Source organism: Amycolatopsis umgeniensis (assembly GCF_014205155.1).
GTDB lineage: Bacteria > Actinomycetota > Actinomycetes > Mycobacteriales > Pseudonocardiaceae > Amycolatopsis > Amycolatopsis umgeniensis.
Genome location: NZ_JACHMX010000001.1, coordinates 5,222,043 through 5,241,131 on the forward strand (window position 1 = coordinate 5,222,043; position 19,089 = coordinate 5,241,131).

Here is a 19,089-nt window from a genome sequence, read left to right on the forward strand (position 1 = left end):
AACGCGCTCTGCGGGCACCTGCCCCCAGAACGCGATTAGCGGGCTAAACGCACGTCGTCGGGCGGAAGGGCGAGGTGAGGAAAATGCCGAAGTTATCGAGTTACATGTTAACTCCGGGCGAATAATCTGGTAAGAAGCAGGTGTGAGCGCCGACACCCACCCCGCCGAGACCGCGATGGTCCGGGTCGTGAACGGTGTCGCCCATGTCTAAGACCAGGCCTTCGGACGCCGCCGTCGAGCACCGGCGCCAGGAGATCCTCGATCACGTCATCGCCACCGGCGAGGTCCGCATCGACGACCTCACCACTCGCTTCGGCGTCAGCCTGATGACGATGCACCGCGACCTCGACGACCTCGCCGAGCGCCGTCTCCTCCGCAAACTGCGTGGCAAGGTCGAGGCCTACCCGGCGACGACCATGGAGTCGGCCGCCCGTTTCCGTGACACTTTCAACCAGGCCACGAAGGACGCACTGGGCGAGGCCGCCGCGGCGCACGTCCACGCCGGCCAGACGGTCTTCATCGACGATTCGACGACGCTCTTCCCGCTCGTCCGCCGCCTCGGCGCGATCGAAGACCTCACCGTCATCACCAACTCGCTCGAAGCCGCCCGCATCCTCGGCCCGGTCAAGACCGTCGTGGTGGTACTCGCCGGCGGCAAGTACCACCACGAGTTCGACTCGTGCGCGGGCCCGGACGTCCTCGCGTTCCTCGAGCGCACTCACGCCGACATCGCGTTCGTCTCCGTCGCCGCGGTCGCCGTCGGTCGCCTGTTCCACCCTGTCCAGGACTACGCCGCGCTCAAGAAGGCCGCGCTGCGCACCGCGAGCCACAACGTCCTGGTCGTCGACAACTCCAAGTTCGGCCGCACGGCCACCTTCGCGCACGGCGACATCGGCGACTACGACCTCCTGATCACCGACGATCTGACGCCGACCGAGGAGATCGAGGCCGCGCTGAACGCGGGAACGGCCATCGAGCAGATCGAATGCGATCCGGAAGGGCCGGAATATGAAATCTGATCTGGTCGCCGGAATCGACTCGTCGACCCAGTCGACGAAGGTCGTCGTCTGCGACGCGAACACCGGCGAGATCGTCCGCACCGGCCGCGCTTCGCACCCTGACGGCACCGAGGTCGCCCCCTCCGCGTGGTGGGACGCGTTCCGCGAGGCCACGGACGGCCTGCTCGACGGCGTCGGCGCCATCGGCATCGGCGGTCAGCAGCACGGCATGGTCACCCTCGACGAAGCCGGAGAGGTCGTCCGGCCCGCGTTGCTGTGGAACGACACCCGGTCCGCGAAGGCCGCCGAAGACCTCGGCGGCGAACTCGGTCCCGAGAACTGGGCGAAGTCCGTCGGCTCGCTGCCGGTGGCCAGCTTCACCGTCACGAAGCTGCGGTGGATGGCGGAGAACGAGCCCGAGCTGGCCGATCGCGTCGCCCGCGTCCTCCTCCCACACGATTGGCTGACCTGGCGGCTGCTGGGCGACGGCGCCGAGCCGGTCACCGACCGCGGCGACGCCTCCGGCACTGGGTACTTCTCGCCCGCGACCGGCGAATACCGCCAAGACCTCCTCGCGCACGCCTTCGGCGGCCGCACTCCCGAGCTGCCCAAGGTCCTCGGCCCCGCCGAAGCCGCGGGCCACACGCCGGACGGGATCCTGGTCTCGGCGGGGACAGGCGACAACATGGCCGCCGCGCTCGGCCTCGAACTGGCTCCCGGTGACGTCGTGGTCTCGCTGGGCACCAGCGGCACCGTCTTCGGCGTCTCAGAGGCCGCGAGCGCCGACCCGTCCGGCATCGTCGCCGGATTCGCCGACGCCACCGGCCGTTTCCTGCCGCTCGCCTGCACCCTCAACGCCGCCCGCGTGCTCACCGCCACGTCCGCGATGCTCGGCGTCGAACTCGCGGAGTTCGACAAGCTGGCGCTCGCGGCCGCGCCGGGCTCCGGCGGTCTCACCTTCCTGCCGTACCTCGACGGTGAGCGGACGCCGAACCTCCCGGACGCCAAGGGCACCCTCTTCGGCCTGTCCCGCGCGAACATGACGCCCGAGAACCTCGCCCGCGCCGCCGTCGAAGGCATGTTGTGCGGCCTCGCCGCCGGTCTCGACGCCCTGCGCGAACAGGGGCTCGAAGTCCGCCGAGTGCTCCTGATCGGCGGCGGCGCGCAGTCGGCCGCCGTCCGGGCTGTCGCGCCGATCGTGTTCGGCGTCCCCGTCGTCATCCCCGAGGTCGCCGAGTACGTCGCGGTCGGCGCCGCGCGGCAGGCGGCCTGGGCCCTCGCTTCCAGCACGGCACCTCCCCGCTGGCAGAAAGACCACGGCACCACCCCGCTCGAACCGACCGAGGCGGACCGCGCCGAGGGACACCGGATCCAGCAACGGCATCTCGAGGCCCGCGAACTCGGGCACGGCATTTCCGCGAAACCGAAAGAGGACTGAACCGATGGCCACGATCACCTACGACAAGGCGACCCGGCGCTACGCCGGTTCCGAGCGGCCCGCCGTGGACGCACTCGAACTCGAGATCGCCGACGGCGAATTCCTCGTGCTGGTCGGGCCTTCCGGCTGTGGCAAGTCCACCAGCCTGCGGATGCTCGCCGGCCTCGAGGACATCGACGAAGGCGCCGTGTGGATCGGCGACCGCGACGTCACGCAGCTGCCGCCGCGCGCCCGCGACATCGCGATGGTGTTCCAGAACTACGCGCTGTACCCGCATATGACCGTCGGCCAGAACATGGGCTTCGCGCTCAAGATCGCGGGCCGCCCGGCTTCGGAGATCAAGCAGAAGGTGCTCGACGCGGCCAAGCTGCTCGACATCGAGCAGTATCTCGACCGCAAGCCGAAGGCGCTCTCCGGTGGTCAGCGCCAGCGTGTCGCGATGGGCCGCGCCATCGTGCGTGAGCCGCAGGTCTTCCTGATGGACGAGCCGCTGTCGAACCTCGACGCGAAGCTGCGTGTCTCCACGCGTACGCAGATCGCCGCGCTGCAGCGCCGTCTCGGCGTCACCACCGTGTACGTCACGCACGACCAGGTCGAGGCCATGACGATGGGCGACCGGGTCGCGGTCCTCTCCGACGGTCTCCTGCAGCAGTGCGACACCCCGCGCGCGCTGTACGACAAGCCCGCAAACGCTTTCGTCGCCGGATTCATCGGCTCGCCCGCGATGAACCTCGTCACCGCGAAGCTCACCGAAGACGGTGCGGAGCTCGGTGGCGCGCGGGTGCCGCTGACCCGCGAGATCCTCGCCAAGGCTTCGGGCGACACGGTCACCCTCGGCTTCCGGCCGGAGTCGCTCGAGGTGACGACCAGCGAAGACGGCACGCTGCCGATCAAGGTCGACCTCGTCGAGGAGCTCGGCTCGGACGCGTACGTCTACGGCAAGCTCGCCGAGACCGACGCCGAGGGCACGAAGTCGAACGTCGTCACCCGGGTCGACCCGCGTAAGCCGCCGACCATGGGCGACACCCTGCACCTGCGGATCCGTCCCGACGAGCTGCACGTGTTCTCCGCCACTGACGGGGCGCGCCTGTCCTGAGCCCGCTCGTGGGAAACTGGTGGTCGTTATGACCGCCAGTTTCCCGCGTGCCGAGGTCGTCATCGACCTGTCCGCCATCCGGCACAATGTCGCCCTGCTCGCTTCCCGTGCCCCCGGGTCCCAGACGATGGCCGTGGTCAAGGCCGACGGCTACGGCCACGGAGCCGTCGAGGCCGGGCGTGCCGCCATCGAGGGCGGAGCGACCTGGCTGGGCACCTGCTCTCTCGACGAGGCCCTGAAGCTGCGTCGCGCCGGAATCGGCGCCCGGCTCTTCAGCTGGCTCGACACCCCCGAAGCCGACTTCGCACCCGCGGTCGCCGAAGACATCGACGTCGCCGTCAGCTCCCTCGGCGAACTCGCCCGCGTGGCCGATGGCGCGCGCCGGGCGCGCGACTTTAGCGGGCTAAACGCGATCTCGCGGGTGCACCTCAAGATCGACACCGGTCTCTCCCGAAATGGCTGCCCACCTGCGGAATGGCCCGCGTTGGTCAAGGCAGCGGCGGCCGCGAAGCCGCTCGTCGAGGTCGTCGCGATCTGGTCGCACCTCGCCTGCGCCGACGATCCCGGCCACCCGTCCATCGACGCGCAGGCGAAGCGGTTCGACGAGGCCTACGACATCGCCCGTGCGGCGGGCTTGAACCCGATGCGGCACCTCGCGAACTCCGCCGCCGTGCTGACCAGGCCGGACCTGCACTTCGACCTCGTGCGTCCCGGGATCGGGATCTACGGGCTGAACCCGGTGCCCGCCGCCGAGGACCTGCGCCCCGCGATGACCTTCAAATCGTCGGTCGTGCTCACGAAGCGCATCGCGTCCGGCGAATCGGTCTCATACGGCCACACCTGGACGGCCGAGCGCGACACCACCCTCGCCCTGGTCCCGGTCGGGTATGCCGACGGCGTGCCGCGCTCGCTGTCCGGGCGGATGGACGTCTGGCTCGGCGGACGTCGCCGTCCGGTGGTCGGTCGCGTGTGCATGGACCAGCTCGTCGTCGACTGCGGAGACGACGAACCGGCCGTCGGCAGCGAAGTGATCCTCTTCGGCCAGGGCGAGTTTGGCGAGCCCACGGCCAGGGAATGGGCTGACAAGCTGGGGACGATCGACTACGAGATCGTGACCTCGATGTATCGCCCGCGAATCCACCGGACGTATCTGGAGGCAGGCTCGTGACACCTTCACGACGACTGCTGGCCATCGTCGGCGGCGTCGGGGCGGTGGCCACCGGCACCGCCGCCGCGATCGCCGTCGCCGCACAGCAGCGGCGGCAGAATGAGGATCCGTTCGTGGACGAGCCGTTGGGGGATCTTGAACCGGACCGGACATCGACCGTGGCGGCGGAGGACGGAACGCCGCTCGCGGTCGAGGAGATCGATCCGGCTGATGGGGGCGAACCGGAGCTGACCGTCGTCGGCGTGCACGGTTTCGCGTTGTCGAAGCGCTGCTGGCATTTTCAGCGGCGAGACCTCGCGTCGCTGAAGCTTCCGCGCGTGCGTCAGGTCTATTACGACCATCGTGGGCACGGGCAATCCGGCGCCGCGACCGCCGAAACCAGCACCATCGAGCAGCTGGCGCGCGACCTCGACATGGTCGTGCGCTCGGTGGTGCCGGAAGGGCCCATCGTGCTCATGGGGCACTCGATGGGCGGCATGGTGATCATGGAGCTCGCCGCGGAGCATCCCGAGCTGTTCGACGACCGCGTCGGCGGTGTCGCGTTCATCGCGACCGCGGCGGGCGAAGTCGGTGCTCGGGGACTGCCGCGGTCGCTGCTTTCGAAGTACAACCCGCTCACGCGAGGCGTCGGTGGGCTGGCCGGCTGGCAACCCGGACTCGTCGAGTTCGTGCGCGCGGCCGGAGGACAGCTGACTCGGCAAGCCGTGCGCAGGCTGGCTTTCGGCAGTCGAGACGTGTCTCCGCGACTCGTCGACTTCATGCTGGAAATGCTCGAAGTGACGCCGGTGCGCGGGCTCGTGAACTTCGTCGACACGCTCGGCAGCCACAACCGGTACGCCGCGCTCGCCGGGTTGAAGCACGCGCATGTGCTGGTCGTCGGCGGGGATTCCGACCGGTTCACGCCGATCGCGCACGCCGAGCGGATCGCGGCGGAGCTACCGGACGCGGAGCTGGTGCGCGTGCGCGGAGCGGGACACATGGTGCAGCTGGAACAACCCGAACTGGTGAACAGCCACCTGATCGACTTGGTGCAACGGTGCACGGGCACCGATGGTGAATCTTCCGACCGGCGAACCTGGTGGTGGCAACGCTGATGAACTTCGCTTTCCCGACTCCCGAATCGACGATGGATTTCGGGCGAGCGCTCGGACGTTCGCTGCGCGCGGGCGATCTGGTGTTGCTCGCCGGACCGCTCGGCGCGGGCAAGACGACGCTGACCCGCGGGATCGCGGACGGTCTCGGCGTCGGCGGACGCGTCAGCTCGCCGACGTTCGTGATCGCCAGGGTGCATCCGGCGGGTGAGCCCGGGGTGGCTCTGGTGCACGTCGACGCGTACCGGCTCGGCGGGGATCTCTCGCAGCTGGACGATCTGGACCTCGACACCGAACTGGAGCGGTCCGCCCTGGTCGTCGAATGGGGTGAGGGAGCGGCGGAGCGCCTTTCGGACGATTACCTCGTCGTGCGCCTGGATCGTCGCGAGGACGACGTCCGTGAGGTCACCTTGGAGCCGCACGGCACCTGGGCTTCCCGCGCGCCCGACCTGCGTTTAGCGGGCTAAACGCGATCTCACCCGGATGCCGCGTCAGGGCCGTCCAGGCGGAACGTCCCCTCCATGCCCCAAGCGGGCTCGGGGGTGCGCATGCCGCTGGTACCCACAGCGGCATGCGCACCCTGCTTCCTAGGCGGCGGGGACCGGTTCGGCCCGCGGCCCGCGGCGACGGTGAAGCCACCACAAGCCGCACAGGCCGATCATGCCGGTTTGCGCGGCGGGTGTCGCGACCATGGCCAGCGCGAGCAGCGCGGCGATCAAGGCGAACCAGTAGAGCAGGACACGCCTGCTGTTCTCCTTGCTGCCGAAGAACGTGCTTCGCCAGAAATCGGGCCAGTGGGCCGCGGGACGGAGATGCACTCGACGGCAAGCGGGGTCGGTGACCATGCCGACCGGTTCGCCTGCCAGGTCGAGCAATTCGTCGAGAGTGACTTCTGCCGGGTGACACCCGTCGCGGTGATCCTGGTTCGTATCCGGGGTCATCGCCTGCGGCTGGGGTGGCTCCTCTGGCATACCGCCGGAACACGGCGCTACGCTGGTCATGTTTGACGCCTCCATAAAACTTTTCGGGTTGGTGGAGCTGTTGAACTTCAAAGCGGCTCCCCAGGCACGGGGAGCCGCTTCCTTTATGCGCGGCATTCGGTTGTTGCTGAGCCGCAACACAAGCCATTGTGGACGAACTTTCCGGACCTACGGGGCGGTAAGTGAAAGGTTGCTGGATTCTGCGCCGAGCGGTCGGCGCACTTCACCCCGGGTCATCGGATTCCGATGCTGTAACTCGAAAGAGTAGTTGCGGACGTGTTGCACACTCTCTTTTGGCAGATAGCAGGAGCTGAGTACACCCAGAGTGGTTCGCATTCACGCTATCTAGTGAACTAGCATCGTCTGCGCTGAAAGAAATGTTCAATACCGGACGTTCGAAAGCTGCATTCGCACATGCAGATGGTCATGCTCGGCACGGCGTGCCCGTTCAGCGCCGATCTTCGACCGTTTGTCGCTTACCTTCGATCCGAATGTATTCGGTGATTTTTCAATTAACCCGAACGGATCGCGTTTAGCCCGCTAAACGCGACGCGCCGGGCCGACCACGGAGCGCGCGATTCCCAGGTCGACCAGGTCTTGGGGGCGTAGCCGCAGACGGTCCGCGAGGGCGGGGACTTCGTCGGCGGGCAGCTTGAGGATCGCCGCGGCCGCCTCGGGCGAGGTGACCGAGAAGTACGCGCCGGGCGTCACCCAGGTCGAGCCCGGCGCCGCGAACGCGAGCGCGCCGCCGGATCCGCCTTCCCCGATCACCAGGGTCGTGATCGGCACGGCCGCGCTCGCGACCGCCTCGAACAGTTCCGCGATCGCCGCACCGGCCCCCGCCCGCTCGGCGGCCGCGTCGTTGGCCGCACCGGGGGTGTCGACCAGGGTGAGTACCGGGATCCCGAGCCTCGACGCGAGCCGCACCAGACGCGCGGCCGTCCGGAAACCCGCGGGCGACGTCGGCGTCCCGCACTGCGCCGCGTACGCGATTGTCCGGCCGTCTCGCCACCCGAAGCCGCATAGGACACCGGAGTCGACTCCGCCGCACCTGTCGCCCGAAACGTCCTCACGCCAGTCGAAATACGTCTCGAGGTATTCCGCTGCCCTCGGCCGATCAGCGGAGCGCGCCGCCTGAACCGCGGCCCACCCGTTGTCGGGCAATCCCGCCGACCCGAGCGCGCCGGGAGGCTCTGCGGCTTCTGTGGTCGGCGAAGCCAGCAAGCGCAGCCACCGCTCCAGGACCGTGGGAAGGTCGGCGGGCTGAACGATCCTGTCGACCTGGCCCCACGCGAGCTTCGCTTCGGCCGTGTACGCCTCCGCGGGTGCGTCGGACGGCCGTACCCGGGAACCGGCGAAACCGACCTGCGCGCCGGGGAGCGCGAGGATGACGTCGGCGCTCGCGCCGAGTGTGGCCCAGCCGCCGCCCGTGGTCGGATCGCGCAGTACCGAGATCTGCGGCACCGACCGGGCCCCGGCCGCCGCCCGCGCGATGCGCTGCAACTGCGAAAGCGCGCGCATCCCGTGCTGCATGCGGCTGCCACCGGTCGCGATCAGCGACACCACCGGCAGCCCGGCGCTCGTCGCCCGTGCGAACGCCGCCTCGACGCGATCACCGGTCCGCTGACCGATCGACCCGCCGAGAAAGCCGAATTCGAAGGCGATCACGACCGCCTCGACCTCGCCGATCTTGGCGGTCCCGCAGAGAACGGACTCGTCTTCGCCCGATCGCTCCGCGGCGGCCTCGCGTGCCGCGTGGTAGCCCGGCCAGCCGATCGGCCCGTCCTCCGGTTCACCGGAACGCGGAACGTCCAGGTCCTCGAAACCGGTCGCGATCTCCTTGATGACGGACCGCGCGGAGGCCCTGCTCATCCCAGCGCCCGCTTCATGACCTTGCCCATGTCGTTGCGCGGCAACGCCTCCAGATAGCGGACCACGCGAGGCCGCTTGTGCGGCGACAACAGGCGTGAGACGTGATCGGCGAGTTCCGACTCCGTCGGGCGGTCCCCGTCGGGCACGACCCAGGCCACGATGCGCTCGCCGAGGTCTTCGTCGGGCTCACCGGTCACGGCGACCTCCGCGACACCGGGGTGTTCCATGAGCGCGTTCTCGATCTCACCCGCGCCGATCTTGTAGCCGCCGCTCTTGATCAGATCCGTCGCCTTCCGGCCGACGATCCGCACGTAACCGGAAGCGTCGCGGGTCGCCATGTCGCCGGTCCGGAACCAGCCGTCGTCGAAAGCGGCTTCGGTGGCGTCGGGGCGGTTGAGGTACTCGGTGAACAGGTTCGGCCCGCGGACCTGGATCTCGCCGACGGTCTCGATCTCCTCGACGGGCTTTCCCGCCTCGTCCACGAGCCGCAGCTCGACGCCGCCCAGCGGGACGCCGACGGTGCCGGGGACACGCTCGCCGTCGGCGCGAACGCTGGTGTTCATGAGGGTCTCGGTCATCCCGTAGCGCTCGATCACGCGCTGGCCGGTCGCCGCGGTGATGCGCTGGTGGTCGTGGACGGGCAGCGCCGCCGATCCGGAGACGAGCAGCCGGGCGCCGCTCAGAGCCTCGGCGAGCGGCGGGTCTTCGCCGACTTCGCCCGCGATGCGGTGGTACATGGTCGGGACGCCGAACATCATCGTCGCTCCGGTCGCGAGTTCGCGCGCGACGCCCTCGGTGGAGAAGCGGCCGAGATGCCGGACCGAGCCGCCGCGCCGGAGCGGGCCCAGGATGCCGAGGATCAGGCCGTGGACGTGGAACAGCGGAAGGCCGTGGACCAGGACGTCGTCGGCTGTCCACTCCCAGGCGTCTTCGAGCGCGTCGAGGGTGGTCGAGATCGCGCGGCGGGGGAGGACGACGCCCTTGGGCGGGCCGGTGGTGCCGGAGGTGTAGACGATCAGCGCCGGGGCTTCGGTGTCCGGTTCCGTGGGAAGATCGACGGGCGTGCCTTCGAGGAGGATGTCGCGGCGCGGCAGGCCGTCGAGGCCGGTGGGCAGTTCGGTGCCCGGTTCGGCGAGGACGAGGACGGGCTCGCTGTCGGCGAGGATGTGCGCGAGTTCGCGCTCGCCGATCTTCGGGTTGAGCGGGATGGCGGGGACGCCGGCGAGCAGCGCGGCGATCACGGCGACGCTGGTGTGCACTGTCGGCGTCGCCCAGACGGCGACGCGGCCGCTCGGGAGGTCACGGGCGAGCGTGCCGGCGACGGCCGCGACCTCGGCGTAGGTCAGGGAGGTGCCGCCGAAACGGAGGGCTTCCTTGTCGGAGCCGCTCGCCAGCGTGGGGAACAACCGATCGGGCACCGTGTGACCTCCTGCTCGACTCCGCCGGGCCGGGGCGCGTGGATCCGAGGGCCCTCGCCGAACCGTACCGCTCCAGCCGCCTTCACCCCTGCGACCTGCTTCACACCCCCCGGCCGGCGCGACTTTAGCGGGCTAATCGCGATCTGGCGCCGGGATCCGGGGGCGGAGCGGGAGAGCGACTTTAGCGGGCTAAACGCGATCCGGCGGCAGGGGAGCGGCCACGGGACCGGATCGCGTTTAGCCCGCTAAAGTCGCTCCGGTGGGCTGGTCGTAGGCTGGGTAACCGTGCTGGTACTGGCCATCGACACCTCGACCCCGGCGGTCACCGCGGGCCTCGTCGCCCTGGACGGAGACACGCTCGAAGCCCGCGGCGACCGCGTGACGGTCGACCCCCGCGCGCACGGCGAGCTGATCACGCCCCACGCCCTCGAAGCCGTCAAGGCCGCGGGCGTCACGCTTCGCGACCTCGACGCCATCGTCTGCGGCGTCGGCCCGGGTCCCTTCACCGGCCTTCGCGCCGGCATGGCGACAGCCGCGTCGCTCGCCCACGCCCTCGGCATCCCGGCCTATCCGGTCTGCAGCCTCGACGCGATCGCCGCCGACGTCGCTCCCGGCGAAGCGCCCTTCCTCGTCCTCACCGACGCGAGACGCCGCGAGGTCTACTGGGCCGCGTACGCCGCCGACGGCTCCCGCACCGACGGCCCGAACGTCCAGCGCCCGGCCGAGCTCGAGACCACCGTCAAGGTCGCGGCGGGCGACGGTGTGCTCCTCCACGCGGACGCCCTCGGTGTCCAGCCGATCGAGCCGCGCTTCCCGTCGCCCGTCGGGCTGGTCAAGGCCGCCCGCGAAGCCCTCCAAAGCGGAGACGCCCCTGCTCCGCTCACCCCGCTCTACCTCCGCCGCCCGGACGCCGTCGAACCGGCCGCGCGCAAGAAGGTGACCACGCCGTGAGGCTGGAACCCTTACGCCGCAAGGATATCCCGCGCTGTGTCGAGATAGAGAAGATCCTCTTCCCCGGCGATTCGCCGTGGACCGCCTACGCCTTCCACGCGGAACTCGACGGCGGCGGCTACTACCTGGTCGCCCACCCGGACGAAAGCGACGAGGTCATCGGCTACGCCGGGCTCGCGGTCGTCGGACGCCGCGGCGACTACGAGGCGAGCATCCACACGATCGGCGTCGACCCGGGATGGCAGCGCAACGGGATCGGCACCACGCTGCTGAAGGCGCTCCTCGGCCGCGCGGACGAACTCGCCGCGCCGGTGTTCCTCGAGGTCCGCACCGACAACGACGCGGCGATCACGCTCTACGAGCGACACGGTTTCGAACGCGTCGGACTCCGGAAGCGCTACTACCAGCCTTCCGGCGCCGACGCCTACACGATGGCCCGTCCGCGGGCCCAGGTCCGAGACGAGGTGGCGGGCTGATGCCACGCATCATCATGGGCATCGAGAGTTCGTGCGACGAGACCGGTGTCGGCCTCGTCCGCCTGCACGATGACGGCACCGTCGAGCTCCTCGCCGACGAGGTCGCCTCGAGCGTCGAGCAGCACGCCCGCTTCGGCGGCGTCGTCCCCGAGGTCGCCAGCCGCGCGCACCTGGAGGCGATGGTCCCGACGGTCGAGCGCGCCTTCGCCACGGCCGGGCTGAAACTGTCCGATGTGGACGCCATCGCGGTCACCGCCGGACCCGGCCTCGCCGGCGCGCTCCTGGTCGGCGTCGCCGCGGCCAAGGCCTACGCCGCCGCGCTCGACATCCCGCTCTACGGTGTCAACCACCTCGCCGGGCACATCGCCGTCGACACGCTCCAGCACGGACCGCTCCCCGAACGTTGTCTCGCCTTGCTCGTCTCCGGCGGACACACGCAATTGCTGCTGGTGGACGACATCGCGTCCGAGATCACCGAGCTAGGGTCCACTGTGGACGACGCGGCGGGTGAGGCCTACGACAAGGTCGCCCGCGTCCTCGGCCTGCCGTATCCCGGCGGCCCGCCCATCGACAAGGCGGCCAAGAACGGTGACGGCGAGGCCATCGCGTTCCCGCGGGGAATGACCGGACCGCGCGACGCCAAATTCGACTTTTCCTTCTCCGGCTTGAAAACCGCCGTCGCGCGCTGGATCGAAAGCGCCGAGCGCCGCGGCGAGGAAATCCCCGTCGACGACGTCGCCGCGTCGTTCCAGGAGGCCGTCGCCGACGTTCTCACCAAGAAGGCGATCCGGGCGGCCAAGGAACACGGAGTGGACACGCTGGTGATCTCCGGCGGCGTGGCGGCGAATTCACGGCTGTCCGAACTCGCCGCCGAGCGCTGCGCGGAGGCCGGGATCACCCTGCGGGTCCCGCGGCCGCGGCTGTGCACCGACAACGGCGCGATGATCGCCGCGCTCGGCGCGCACGTGGTCGCCGCCGGACGCCCGCAGGCGGCGCTCGACTTTTCCGCGAACCCCGCGCTGCCGGTCCAGATCGTCTCGATCTAACGCAGTTCGGCGGCGGTGCGCGGCGCCGGGGCGAGGTCTAGCAGCTCTTCCAGCGCGGCCACCGTCAAGGCGGCGGCATTGCCGTCGCCGTAAGGGTTTCCGGTATGCGTCGGATGCAGGTCGCCGCGCAGGATCTTCGCGGCGGTGTCGGCGATGAGGGCGGTGTCCGTCCCGACCAGCCAGGCACAGCCCGCCTCGACGGCTTCGCGCCGTTCGGTGACGTCGCGAAGCACGAGCACGGGCGTGCCGAAGGTCGGGGCTTCCTCTTGGATGCCACCGGAATCGGTCAGGACGAGGTCGGCAAGCCGCAGCGCGCGCACGAGATCGGGATACTCGAGCGGCTCGGTGATCGTCACCCGAGGCGTCCCGCCGAGTGCTGTCACGACCTGCTCCCGCACGGCGGGATTGGGGTGCACCGGGAACAGTACCTGGACGTCGGCGTGCTCGGCGACGATCAGTTCGATGGCCGCGAGCGTGCGGCCCAGCGGCTCGCCCCACGACTCGCGCCGGTGCGACGTCACGAGGACGAGACGTTCGTTCGCCTCGGCGATCTCCATCTCCAGCAACGCGAGCGCGGTGTCCCTCGCCGGGAGATCACGTTCGGCGATCGTGAGCACGGCGTCGACGACGGTGTTGCCGGTGACGGCGATCCGTTGGCGTGGCACACCTTCCGTGCGCAGCGCGGCCGCGGCGCCCGGCGTCGGCGCGAGATGCAGGGCGGCGACGCGCGAGATCATCTGCCGCGTGCCCTCTTCGGGGAACGGCGCGGCGAGGTCGTGCGTGCGCAGTCCCGCTTCGAGATGCACGACCGGGATTCCCAGCCAGAACGCGGCGAGCGCGCCCGCCAGCCCTGTCGTCGTGTCACCCTGGACGACGATCGCCGCGGGGGCGACGCGTCGCAGCAACTCGTCGAGCGCGGGAAGCAGCCCGGAAACCAGTTCCGCCTGCGTGCCCGTGGTTCGCGGCGGGGTGTCGAGCCAGGCGTCGACGGGCAGGCCGAACGGGATCAGCGCCTGCTCGACCATGCCCTGATGCTGTCCACTGTGGACGACGAAGGGCCGTAGGCGCGGGTGCTCCGCCAGTGCCAGTGCCAGCGGCGCGAGCTTGACCGCCTCCGGCCGGGTCCCGGCCAGCAACATCACATCCACGCGTTCGCGCTCCTCATCCACGATTTCGAGTGTCCCGGAAAACTCCGGTGATGGCCGCCGGCGTGCGAGGGGCCCACGCCGGCGGCCGGTTCTGCCGAACGGGGAGCGATCAGCTCCCCACCTTGCCGAGCCGTTTCGTGCGGCGGTAGCCGGCGATGACCGCGATGGTTCCGAGAACCACCAGGATCACGCCGACGGCCAGCCACCAGCCGACGTCCGCTCCGGTGGCGGCGAGGGCACCCACCCCGCCACCGGCGACGCCGACTCCGGCGCCAGGCACTTTGTACATCTGGACCTCACTTCACCCAGGTCAGGCGGTGGTCGCCGGGCGCCGGTTGCGGACGACGCGGATACCGACCGGAACGGCGACGGCGCCGAGCAGTCCGAGACCGATCCACAGTCCCGCGCCGGAAGCGAGCGGCACAGGCAGGCCGGCCGGACCGCAGGTGGCCGACGAAACGATCACGTCGCCGGAGCCGAGCGGGTTGAGCGCCTGGCCCAGCAGTTTCACGTGGATGGCGTTGACGGTCAGGCTGCCGTCGCCGTTCTTGATCTGCTCGTTGAGGATGATCGTCGCGACGTTGATGTTGCCGAGACCGACCTTGACCTGGGTGTTCGGTGCGGGCGTCGTGTCGACGGCGCCCGCGCTGCCGAGGTTCGCCCCGACCAGGTTCGTCGCGCCCTGCACACCCTTCTGGGTCGCGGTGCAGGTGGCTTCGACGACCTTGACGCCGACGTCGCCGAGCGCGCCCTTGAGCAGCGGCAGGCCGACGTCGGCGGTGCTGGCCTTGGCCGTCACGGCACCGGAGTTGTCGTCCCGCTTGGCCTCGGTGTTGATCGCGCCGGCGGTGAGCACACCGGTGAGGTTCGCCTTCGCGAGGCTGTTGGTGGTCGGGCCCGCGGTCTTCGCTTCTGCGAGCGGCCCGGCCTTCACCGCGTCGAGGCCGAGGAGCTTCACGTCGACCTTGACGCCATACGCGGAGCCGTCACCGGGGGCCGCCGAGGCGGGCGCCGCACCGGCGAGAGCCACGCTCGCCACCACAGCGGCGAGCAGTCCGCCTCGTCGCAAGAGGTGCGTTTTCTTCAACTGGTCCTCCGAATTGATTCATGGGGATTGTTTCCCTGTGCGGAGCTTCGGTCGGCGCATGGGCACGACCGTTGCGGACGAATCGCCGACGGCCTGATTCGGCTCGCGGATCGTCTATCGCCGAGTGTTTCTCAAATTGCACAAAAAACTGCGAGAATCACCGGATCAGGTGGTGTTGCGAGCGTTTTCCGCAGGTCATCGACAGTGTCACTCTTTCGGCCTAGTAAGTTTCTCCACGATCGTGCCGAAAGGGCTCATGATCACGTTTGGAATGCGAACCCCGGTCGAAAGGGCCGGTTCCCGCTGACTTACTCTCGTCGGCGAGGTCCCTGTCCGCTTCGCCGAATCCCGTCGTTGCTGCGCCTTTCCTGAGAGGGTCATCGTGGCCGTTGCGAGCGCTCCTTTGCCGAGTTCCAGCCGGTTTCCGCTGCGTATGGCGGTGCTGGCGGTGATCGCCGTCGCGGTCGGCCTGGTGCTGGCCGAGCGCCTGTATCGGGTGTTCGAAGTGCAGCTCGCGGGCCTGATACTGAGGGTTATCACCACATCGGGTGTCTTCGTCGCCGGTGAACGCGAGACTGTCTACTTTGGGTTGTCGGGCGATACTCCACTCGGGTTGAGAATGACGCCGGAATGCTCGTCGGCATTCATGTTGCTGCCGCTGTTGCTGGTGACCGCCGTCATGTTGTATTTCCGCCCGAGAAATGCAAAGAGACTCTTCACGTCGCTGGCCATTTCGGCGGCCGTGGTCATTCTTGTCAATCAGATGAGGGTTTTGGCGATCGTCGGACTCGTGAACTGGCTCGGCGTGGACGAAGGTTATTACTGGGGTCACACTTTGCTCGGCTCGATGGTGAGCGTCATCGGCGGCGCTGTCGCCCTCGTGTTGTTCGTCTGGCTGGGCACCCGTAAGCCCAAGGCCGTCTGATGGGCGGCGGCTCGGTCAAGATCCTGCTCGCGATCACCCAGGCTTTCGCGCTGACCATGAGCGTCGCGTTCATCGTGTACGTGGTCGTGATCGTGGTGCCGTACCTGCGGCGCAAACCCGCGCCCGTCGGTGACGCCGCCGACTTCACCTGGCACTTCTTCGTTCCTTGCCGGGACGAGCAGACCGTCATCCGCGAAACGGTGCGGTACCTGCGTTCGACGTTCCGGCACGCGCACGTCTGGGTCGTCGACGACGACTCCGAGGACCGCACGGCCCGGGTGGTCAAGTCGATCTGGCGGCGCAACGGTGGCTACGACCCGTATCTGCATCTGGTGCCCCGCCGCCGTCCGGAGGCGAGGACGGGCAAGGGCGACGCGCTCAACGCCGCGTACCAGGCGCTCAACCGCTGGATGGGCCCGGACGCGAGCCGGGAAGACGTGGTCGTCGTGGTGGTCGACGCGGACGGCCGACCGGCGGGGAACTGCCTCGAAGTGTGCGCCGCGGACCACCTGTTCGGCGACGAGACGATCGGCGCCGTGCAACTCGACGTCTGGATGGGCAACGCCGACAGCCGTCCGCCGGGGAAGAACTGGTTCTCGCGTGCCTTCGGGCTGAAACTGGCCCAGATGCAGGATCTGGAGTTCCGCACCGCCATCGCGGCGATCCAGACCTCGCGCGGGTTCACCGGCACGATCTCCATGGGCGGCAACGGTCAGTTCACGCGACTGTCCGCCTTGGACTCGATCGCCGGGCCGGACGAACAGCCGTGGCGCGGTTCGCTGCTCGAGGATTTCGAACTCGGCGTGCACCTGCTGACCGCGGGCTGGCGGACCGGCTACACGCCGGATTCCCATGTGAAACAGGAAGGGCTGTACAGCCTGCGGCGATTCCTGGTGCAGCGCACGCGCTGGGGTCAGGGCACGATGCAGTGTTCGCGGTACCTGCGGCGGATCTGGGACTCGCCGCATGTGAGCACGCTGGGCGCGGCGGAGATGATGTACTACCTCGCGCAGCCGTGGATGCAGTTGCTCGGCTCGCTGCTGTACCCGATCCCGTTCATCCTGCTGCTCTTCACCACCGCGGGGGATCCGGCGCAGGTGTGGACCTGGTTCGCCGACGACGGCGCGTGGATCCTGTTCGCGATCTACGGCTCTTTCGGGCTGCTGCCGTTCATCGTGTGGGGCCCGATCTATCAGTTCAAATGCCTGAAGAGCCGCAATCTCCTTCGCGGGCTCGGGATGGGTTTCGCCTACGCGCTGTACATCTACACGTTCTACATCACGTCGTGGCGGGCGCTGTTCCGCCTGGTGCGCGGCCGCAACGGCTGGTCGAAGACGCGGCGGAACACCGAGCAGGCCCCCGGGGTCAAGGTGGCCCTGGACTCCTGACCCAGGTCGCGTTTAGCCCGCTAAACGCGACCTGGGGGCGAGGTCAGAAGGCGGGCAGGATCCGGACGTCGTCCGCCTTCACGAAGGCGATGCGGTGTCCGAACTGGATCTGCACGTACCGCGTCTTGCCCTTGACGACCACGTGGTTCGCCGGGTCGAACGTCGTCGCCGAGTAGTACTCGGAGCCGAGGACGTTGCCGAGCGAGTACCGCTGCCCGGCCGAGAGCGTGTACGGCAGCGGGATGACCTGCTGAACCGGCACGTTCGCCGGGTACGCCTCGGCCTCGGGATACGCGCGCCCGAACACCGGCACGGTCTCCAAGCCGGGCTTCGGCGTGACGACCAGGCCGAACGCCGGACTCGTCGTCCGCGTGTCGCGGAACCAGCCCTTCTGGCCGAGGTACCAGATCGCCGTCCAGCCGCCACGTCGCTCGGCGACCACGTAGCGCTGGCCGGTCTCCGCCCGGCTGCCGATGTCGGAAACGGCCATCGTGCTCGCCGAACCGTCCGGGCGCAGGCCGATGTCCTTGAGCAGCGGCGCCGCGTCGTCCGGCTCACTGCGCAGGACGACCGAACCGGAACCCCTTGCCGGGCAAGGCTTTCCGGCGGTCTCACAGCCGGTGAACGCGGGCTGGTTCGTGGCGAAGTCCGGCGTGATGGTCACCAGCGGCGAACCGGGACGGCCGAAACCGGCCAGCGGCGCGCCCATCAGGTCGAAGTAGTGCGACCAGTCCCAGTACGGGCCCGGATCCCAGTGCATCCCCTTGATGGTCGAGGGGATCGTGCCCGGGACGTTGTCGTGGCCGAGGATGTGCGCGCGGTCGAGGGGGATGTCGTACTTCCGCGCGAGGTAGCCGACGAGCTTCGCGGAGGTGCGGTACATCGCCTCCGTGTACCAAGTGCCCTTCGCGGCGAAGCCCTCGTGCTCGATTCCGACGGACTTCGCGTTGACGTACCAGTTGCCCGCGTGCCAGGCGACGTCCTTGGTCGGCACGTGCTGTGCGATCTGGCCGTCGGCGGAACGGATCGTGTAGTGCCAGCTCACGTACGTCGGGTCGGTGACGAGGTCCATCGCCGTGTCCCAGTAACCCTCGGTGTCGTGGATGATGATGTATTCGACCTTCTGGCTCTTCGGTCGATCCGCTTTGTCGTGGTTGCCGTAGTCGTTGTTCGGCAACTCCTGGTACGGAGCCGGCACCGAAAGACACGAGAGCTTCTTCGGGCACTCCGCCTTCGAAGCGTCGGTCTGTGCGCGCGCCGAGCTCGTCGGCTTCGCGGCGAGCGTGACGCTCTGCCCGTCGTCGGTCTTGCGGCTGACGCCCTTGGAGATGGTGTCGAAGACTTCGTCGGCGAAGGACTGCGCTCCCGCTTTGTCCTTCGCGCCGCTGTAGCGGGCGACGGCGTCGTACCAGTCACCGGCTTCGCGTTGGTACTTCGCGAGGAGAGCGGCGCCGCCGCGGATGTTCTGCGTCGTGTTCGTGCGCAGCGTCGCGACGTCCTGGCCGATCAGCGCGGACGCCTCGTCGATGGTCTGGAGACCGGGTGGGGGAGGTTTCGGCGCGGGTGTCGCCGGGAGTTTCGCCCGGCGGGCGTCGTCGCCGCGCGGGTCCTCCTCGCCGTCGTCGTGATGCGTGCCGGTGCCCGCTTCGCGCAGGTCGGTCAGGTGCATCGGGCCGTAGCCGGCGGACGTGCTCGGGGTGCCGGCGTTGAAATCCCAGCGAGATTCCAGGAAGGAGACGCCGAGCAGGACGTGCTCGGGGACGCCGAACTCCTGCGCGGCGGCCGCGAAGTCCCGCTGACGCTGTTGATCCGCCGGGGCGGCTTCGGCGGGGACGGCGGCCAGGAGGCCGGCGGCGAGGGTGAGGACCGCGAGTCCGGCGGTCCGTTTGGACCGGCGCCGGAGCGGTTCGAGGGCAACGGGACGGAAGGGACGCGGCATGGGCGTGTACCCCCAGTGTCTAGGTCTGCTGTACAGGACCGACCCCAATGGTCGGAACCTAACCAGAA

18 protein-coding genes are annotated in these 19,089 nt (G+C 69.2%); 11 read left to right on the forward strand and 7 right to left on the reverse strand.

The window, feature by feature from the left end; translation table 11 throughout:
- Positions 1 to 203 precede the first annotated feature (203 nt).
- From HDA45_RS24780 to tsaE, 6 genes are read left to right on the forward strand one after another with little or no spacing between them, the layout of a single operon-like run.
- Positions 204 to 1,019 (forward strand): DeoR/GlpR family DNA-binding transcription regulator, encoded by an 816-nt coding sequence (locus HDA45_RS24780; protein ID WP_184899119.1) that lies wholly within the window; start codon positions 204 to 206, stop codon positions 1,017 to 1,019.
- Positions 1,009 to 2,436, forward strand: a complete 1,428-nt coding sequence (gene xylB, locus HDA45_RS24785) for a xylulokinase (protein WP_184899121.1) — start codon at positions 1,009 to 1,011, stop codon at positions 2,434 to 2,436. The genes HDA45_RS24780 and xylB overlap by 11 nt, the downstream gene beginning before the upstream one ends.
- 4 nt (positions 2,437 to 2,440) lie before the next feature.
- A complete protein-coding gene (locus HDA45_RS24790) occupies positions 2,441 to 3,532 on the forward strand; it encodes an ABC transporter ATP-binding protein (protein ID WP_184899123.1) in 1,092 nt (363 codons plus the stop codon).
- A 28-nt stretch (positions 3,533 to 3,560) separates the two neighbouring features.
- A complete protein-coding gene (gene alr, locus HDA45_RS24795; RefSeq protein ID WP_184899125.1) occupies positions 3,561 to 4,700 on the forward strand; it encodes an alanine racemase in 1,140 nt (379 codons plus the stop codon).
- Entirely contained in the window at positions 4,697 to 5,794 is a 1,098-nt protein-coding gene (locus tag HDA45_RS24800) for an alpha/beta fold hydrolase (RefSeq protein WP_184899127.1), read from the forward strand. Before alr ends, HDA45_RS24800 begins: the two co-directional genes overlap by 4 nt.
- The gene (tsaE, locus tag HDA45_RS24805; RefSeq protein WP_184899128.1) at positions 5,794 to 6,258 is read left to right on the forward strand and encodes a tRNA (adenosine(37)-N6)-threonylcarbamoyltransferase complex ATPase subunit type 1 TsaE; all 465 of its coding nucleotides are present in this window, start codon (positions 5,794 to 5,796) and stop codon (positions 6,256 to 6,258) included. The genes HDA45_RS24800 and tsaE overlap by 1 nt, the downstream gene beginning before the upstream one ends.
- Positions 6,259 to 6,378: 120 nt before the next feature.
- Here the strand turns inward: tsaE and HDA45_RS24810 are convergent, their stop codons facing one another.
- The 3 genes from HDA45_RS24810 to HDA45_RS24820 form a co-directional block, all read right to left on the reverse strand.
- On the reverse strand, positions 6,379 to 6,792 hold the full coding sequence (locus HDA45_RS24810) for a hypothetical protein (protein WP_184899130.1): 414 nt from the start codon (positions 6,790 to 6,792) through the stop codon (positions 6,379 to 6,381).
- Between the two features lie 519 nt (positions 6,793 to 7,311).
- On the reverse strand, positions 7,312 to 8,643 hold the full coding sequence (locus tag HDA45_RS24815; protein ID WP_184899133.1) for a carboxyl transferase domain-containing protein: 1,332 nt from the start codon (positions 8,641 to 8,643) through the stop codon (positions 7,312 to 7,314).
- Positions 8,640 to 10,061: an AMP-binding protein gene (locus tag HDA45_RS24820; protein ID WP_184899135.1), complete on the reverse strand. Its 1,422-nt coding sequence runs from the start codon at positions 10,059 to 10,061 to the stop codon at positions 8,640 to 8,642. The genes HDA45_RS24815 and HDA45_RS24820 overlap by 4 nt, the downstream gene beginning before the upstream one ends.
- A gap of 285 nt (positions 10,062 to 10,346) precedes the next feature.
- Here HDA45_RS24820 and tsaB point away from each other — a divergent pair, with 285 nt between their 5' ends.
- From tsaB to tsaD, 3 genes are read left to right on the forward strand one after another with little or no spacing between them, the layout of a single operon-like run.
- Positions 10,347 to 11,012, forward strand: coding sequence for a tRNA (adenosine(37)-N6)-threonylcarbamoyltransferase complex dimerization subunit type 1 TsaB (gene tsaB / locus HDA45_RS24825; RefSeq protein WP_184899138.1), 666 nt, complete (start codon positions 10,347 to 10,349; stop codon positions 11,010 to 11,012).
- Positions 11,009 to 11,488 (forward strand): ribosomal protein S18-alanine N-acetyltransferase, encoded by a 480-nt coding sequence (gene rimI / locus HDA45_RS24830; protein ID WP_184899140.1) that lies wholly within the window; start codon positions 11,009 to 11,011, stop codon positions 11,486 to 11,488. The genes tsaB and rimI overlap by 4 nt, the downstream gene beginning before the upstream one ends.
- Positions 11,488 to 12,534 carry a tRNA (adenosine(37)-N6)-threonylcarbamoyltransferase complex transferase subunit TsaD gene (gene tsaD / locus HDA45_RS24835; RefSeq protein ID WP_184899142.1) on the forward strand — a complete coding sequence of 349 codons (1,047 nt, stop codon included), beginning with the start codon at positions 11,488 to 11,490 and terminating at the stop codon, positions 12,532 to 12,534. Before rimI ends, tsaD begins: the two co-directional genes overlap by 1 nt.
- On the opposite strand, the gene wecB is transcribed toward tsaD, so the two are convergent.
- From wecB to HDA45_RS24850, 3 genes are all read right to left on the reverse strand, one after another.
- Positions 12,531 to 13,682 carry a non-hydrolyzing UDP-N-acetylglucosamine 2-epimerase gene (gene wecB, locus HDA45_RS24840; RefSeq protein ID WP_184905984.1) on the reverse strand — a complete coding sequence of 384 codons (1,152 nt, stop codon included), beginning with the start codon at positions 13,680 to 13,682 and terminating at the stop codon, positions 12,531 to 12,533. The two genes, tsaD and wecB, sit on opposite strands and share 4 nt — an antisense overlap.
- 109 nt (positions 13,683 to 13,791) lie before the next feature.
- Positions 13,792 to 13,971 carry an LPXTG cell wall anchor domain-containing protein gene (locus HDA45_RS24845; protein ID WP_184899145.1) on the reverse strand — a complete coding sequence of 60 codons (180 nt, stop codon included), beginning with the start codon at positions 13,969 to 13,971 and terminating at the stop codon, positions 13,792 to 13,794.
- A gap of 21 nt (positions 13,972 to 13,992) precedes the next feature.
- Entirely contained in the window at positions 13,993 to 14,769 is a 777-nt protein-coding gene (locus HDA45_RS24850) for a choice-of-anchor protein CoaP (RefSeq protein WP_184899147.1), read from the reverse strand.
- A gap of 433 nt (positions 14,770 to 15,202) precedes the next feature.
- On the opposite strand from HDA45_RS24850, the gene xrtP reads away from it, so the two are divergent.
- Both xrtP and HDA45_RS24860 read left to right on the forward strand, forming a co-directional pair.
- Complete coding sequence (xrtP, locus tag HDA45_RS24855; protein ID WP_184905986.1) at positions 15,203 to 15,694, forward strand: exosortase P; 492 nt, start codon at positions 15,203 to 15,205, stop codon at positions 15,692 to 15,694.
- On the forward strand, positions 15,694 to 17,082 hold the full coding sequence (locus HDA45_RS24860; RefSeq protein WP_184899149.1) for an XrtP-associated glycosyltransferase: 1,389 nt from the start codon (positions 15,694 to 15,696) through the stop codon (positions 17,080 to 17,082). Before xrtP ends, HDA45_RS24860 begins: the two co-directional genes overlap by 1 nt.
- A gap of 43 nt (positions 17,083 to 17,125) precedes the next feature.
- On the opposite strand, the gene HDA45_RS24865 is transcribed toward HDA45_RS24860, so the two are convergent.
- Complete coding sequence (locus HDA45_RS24865) at positions 17,126 to 19,021, reverse strand: N-acetylmuramoyl-L-alanine amidase (RefSeq protein ID WP_184899151.1); 1,896 nt, start codon at positions 19,019 to 19,021, stop codon at positions 17,126 to 17,128.
- Between the last annotated feature and the right edge of the window lie 68 nt (positions 19,022 to 19,089).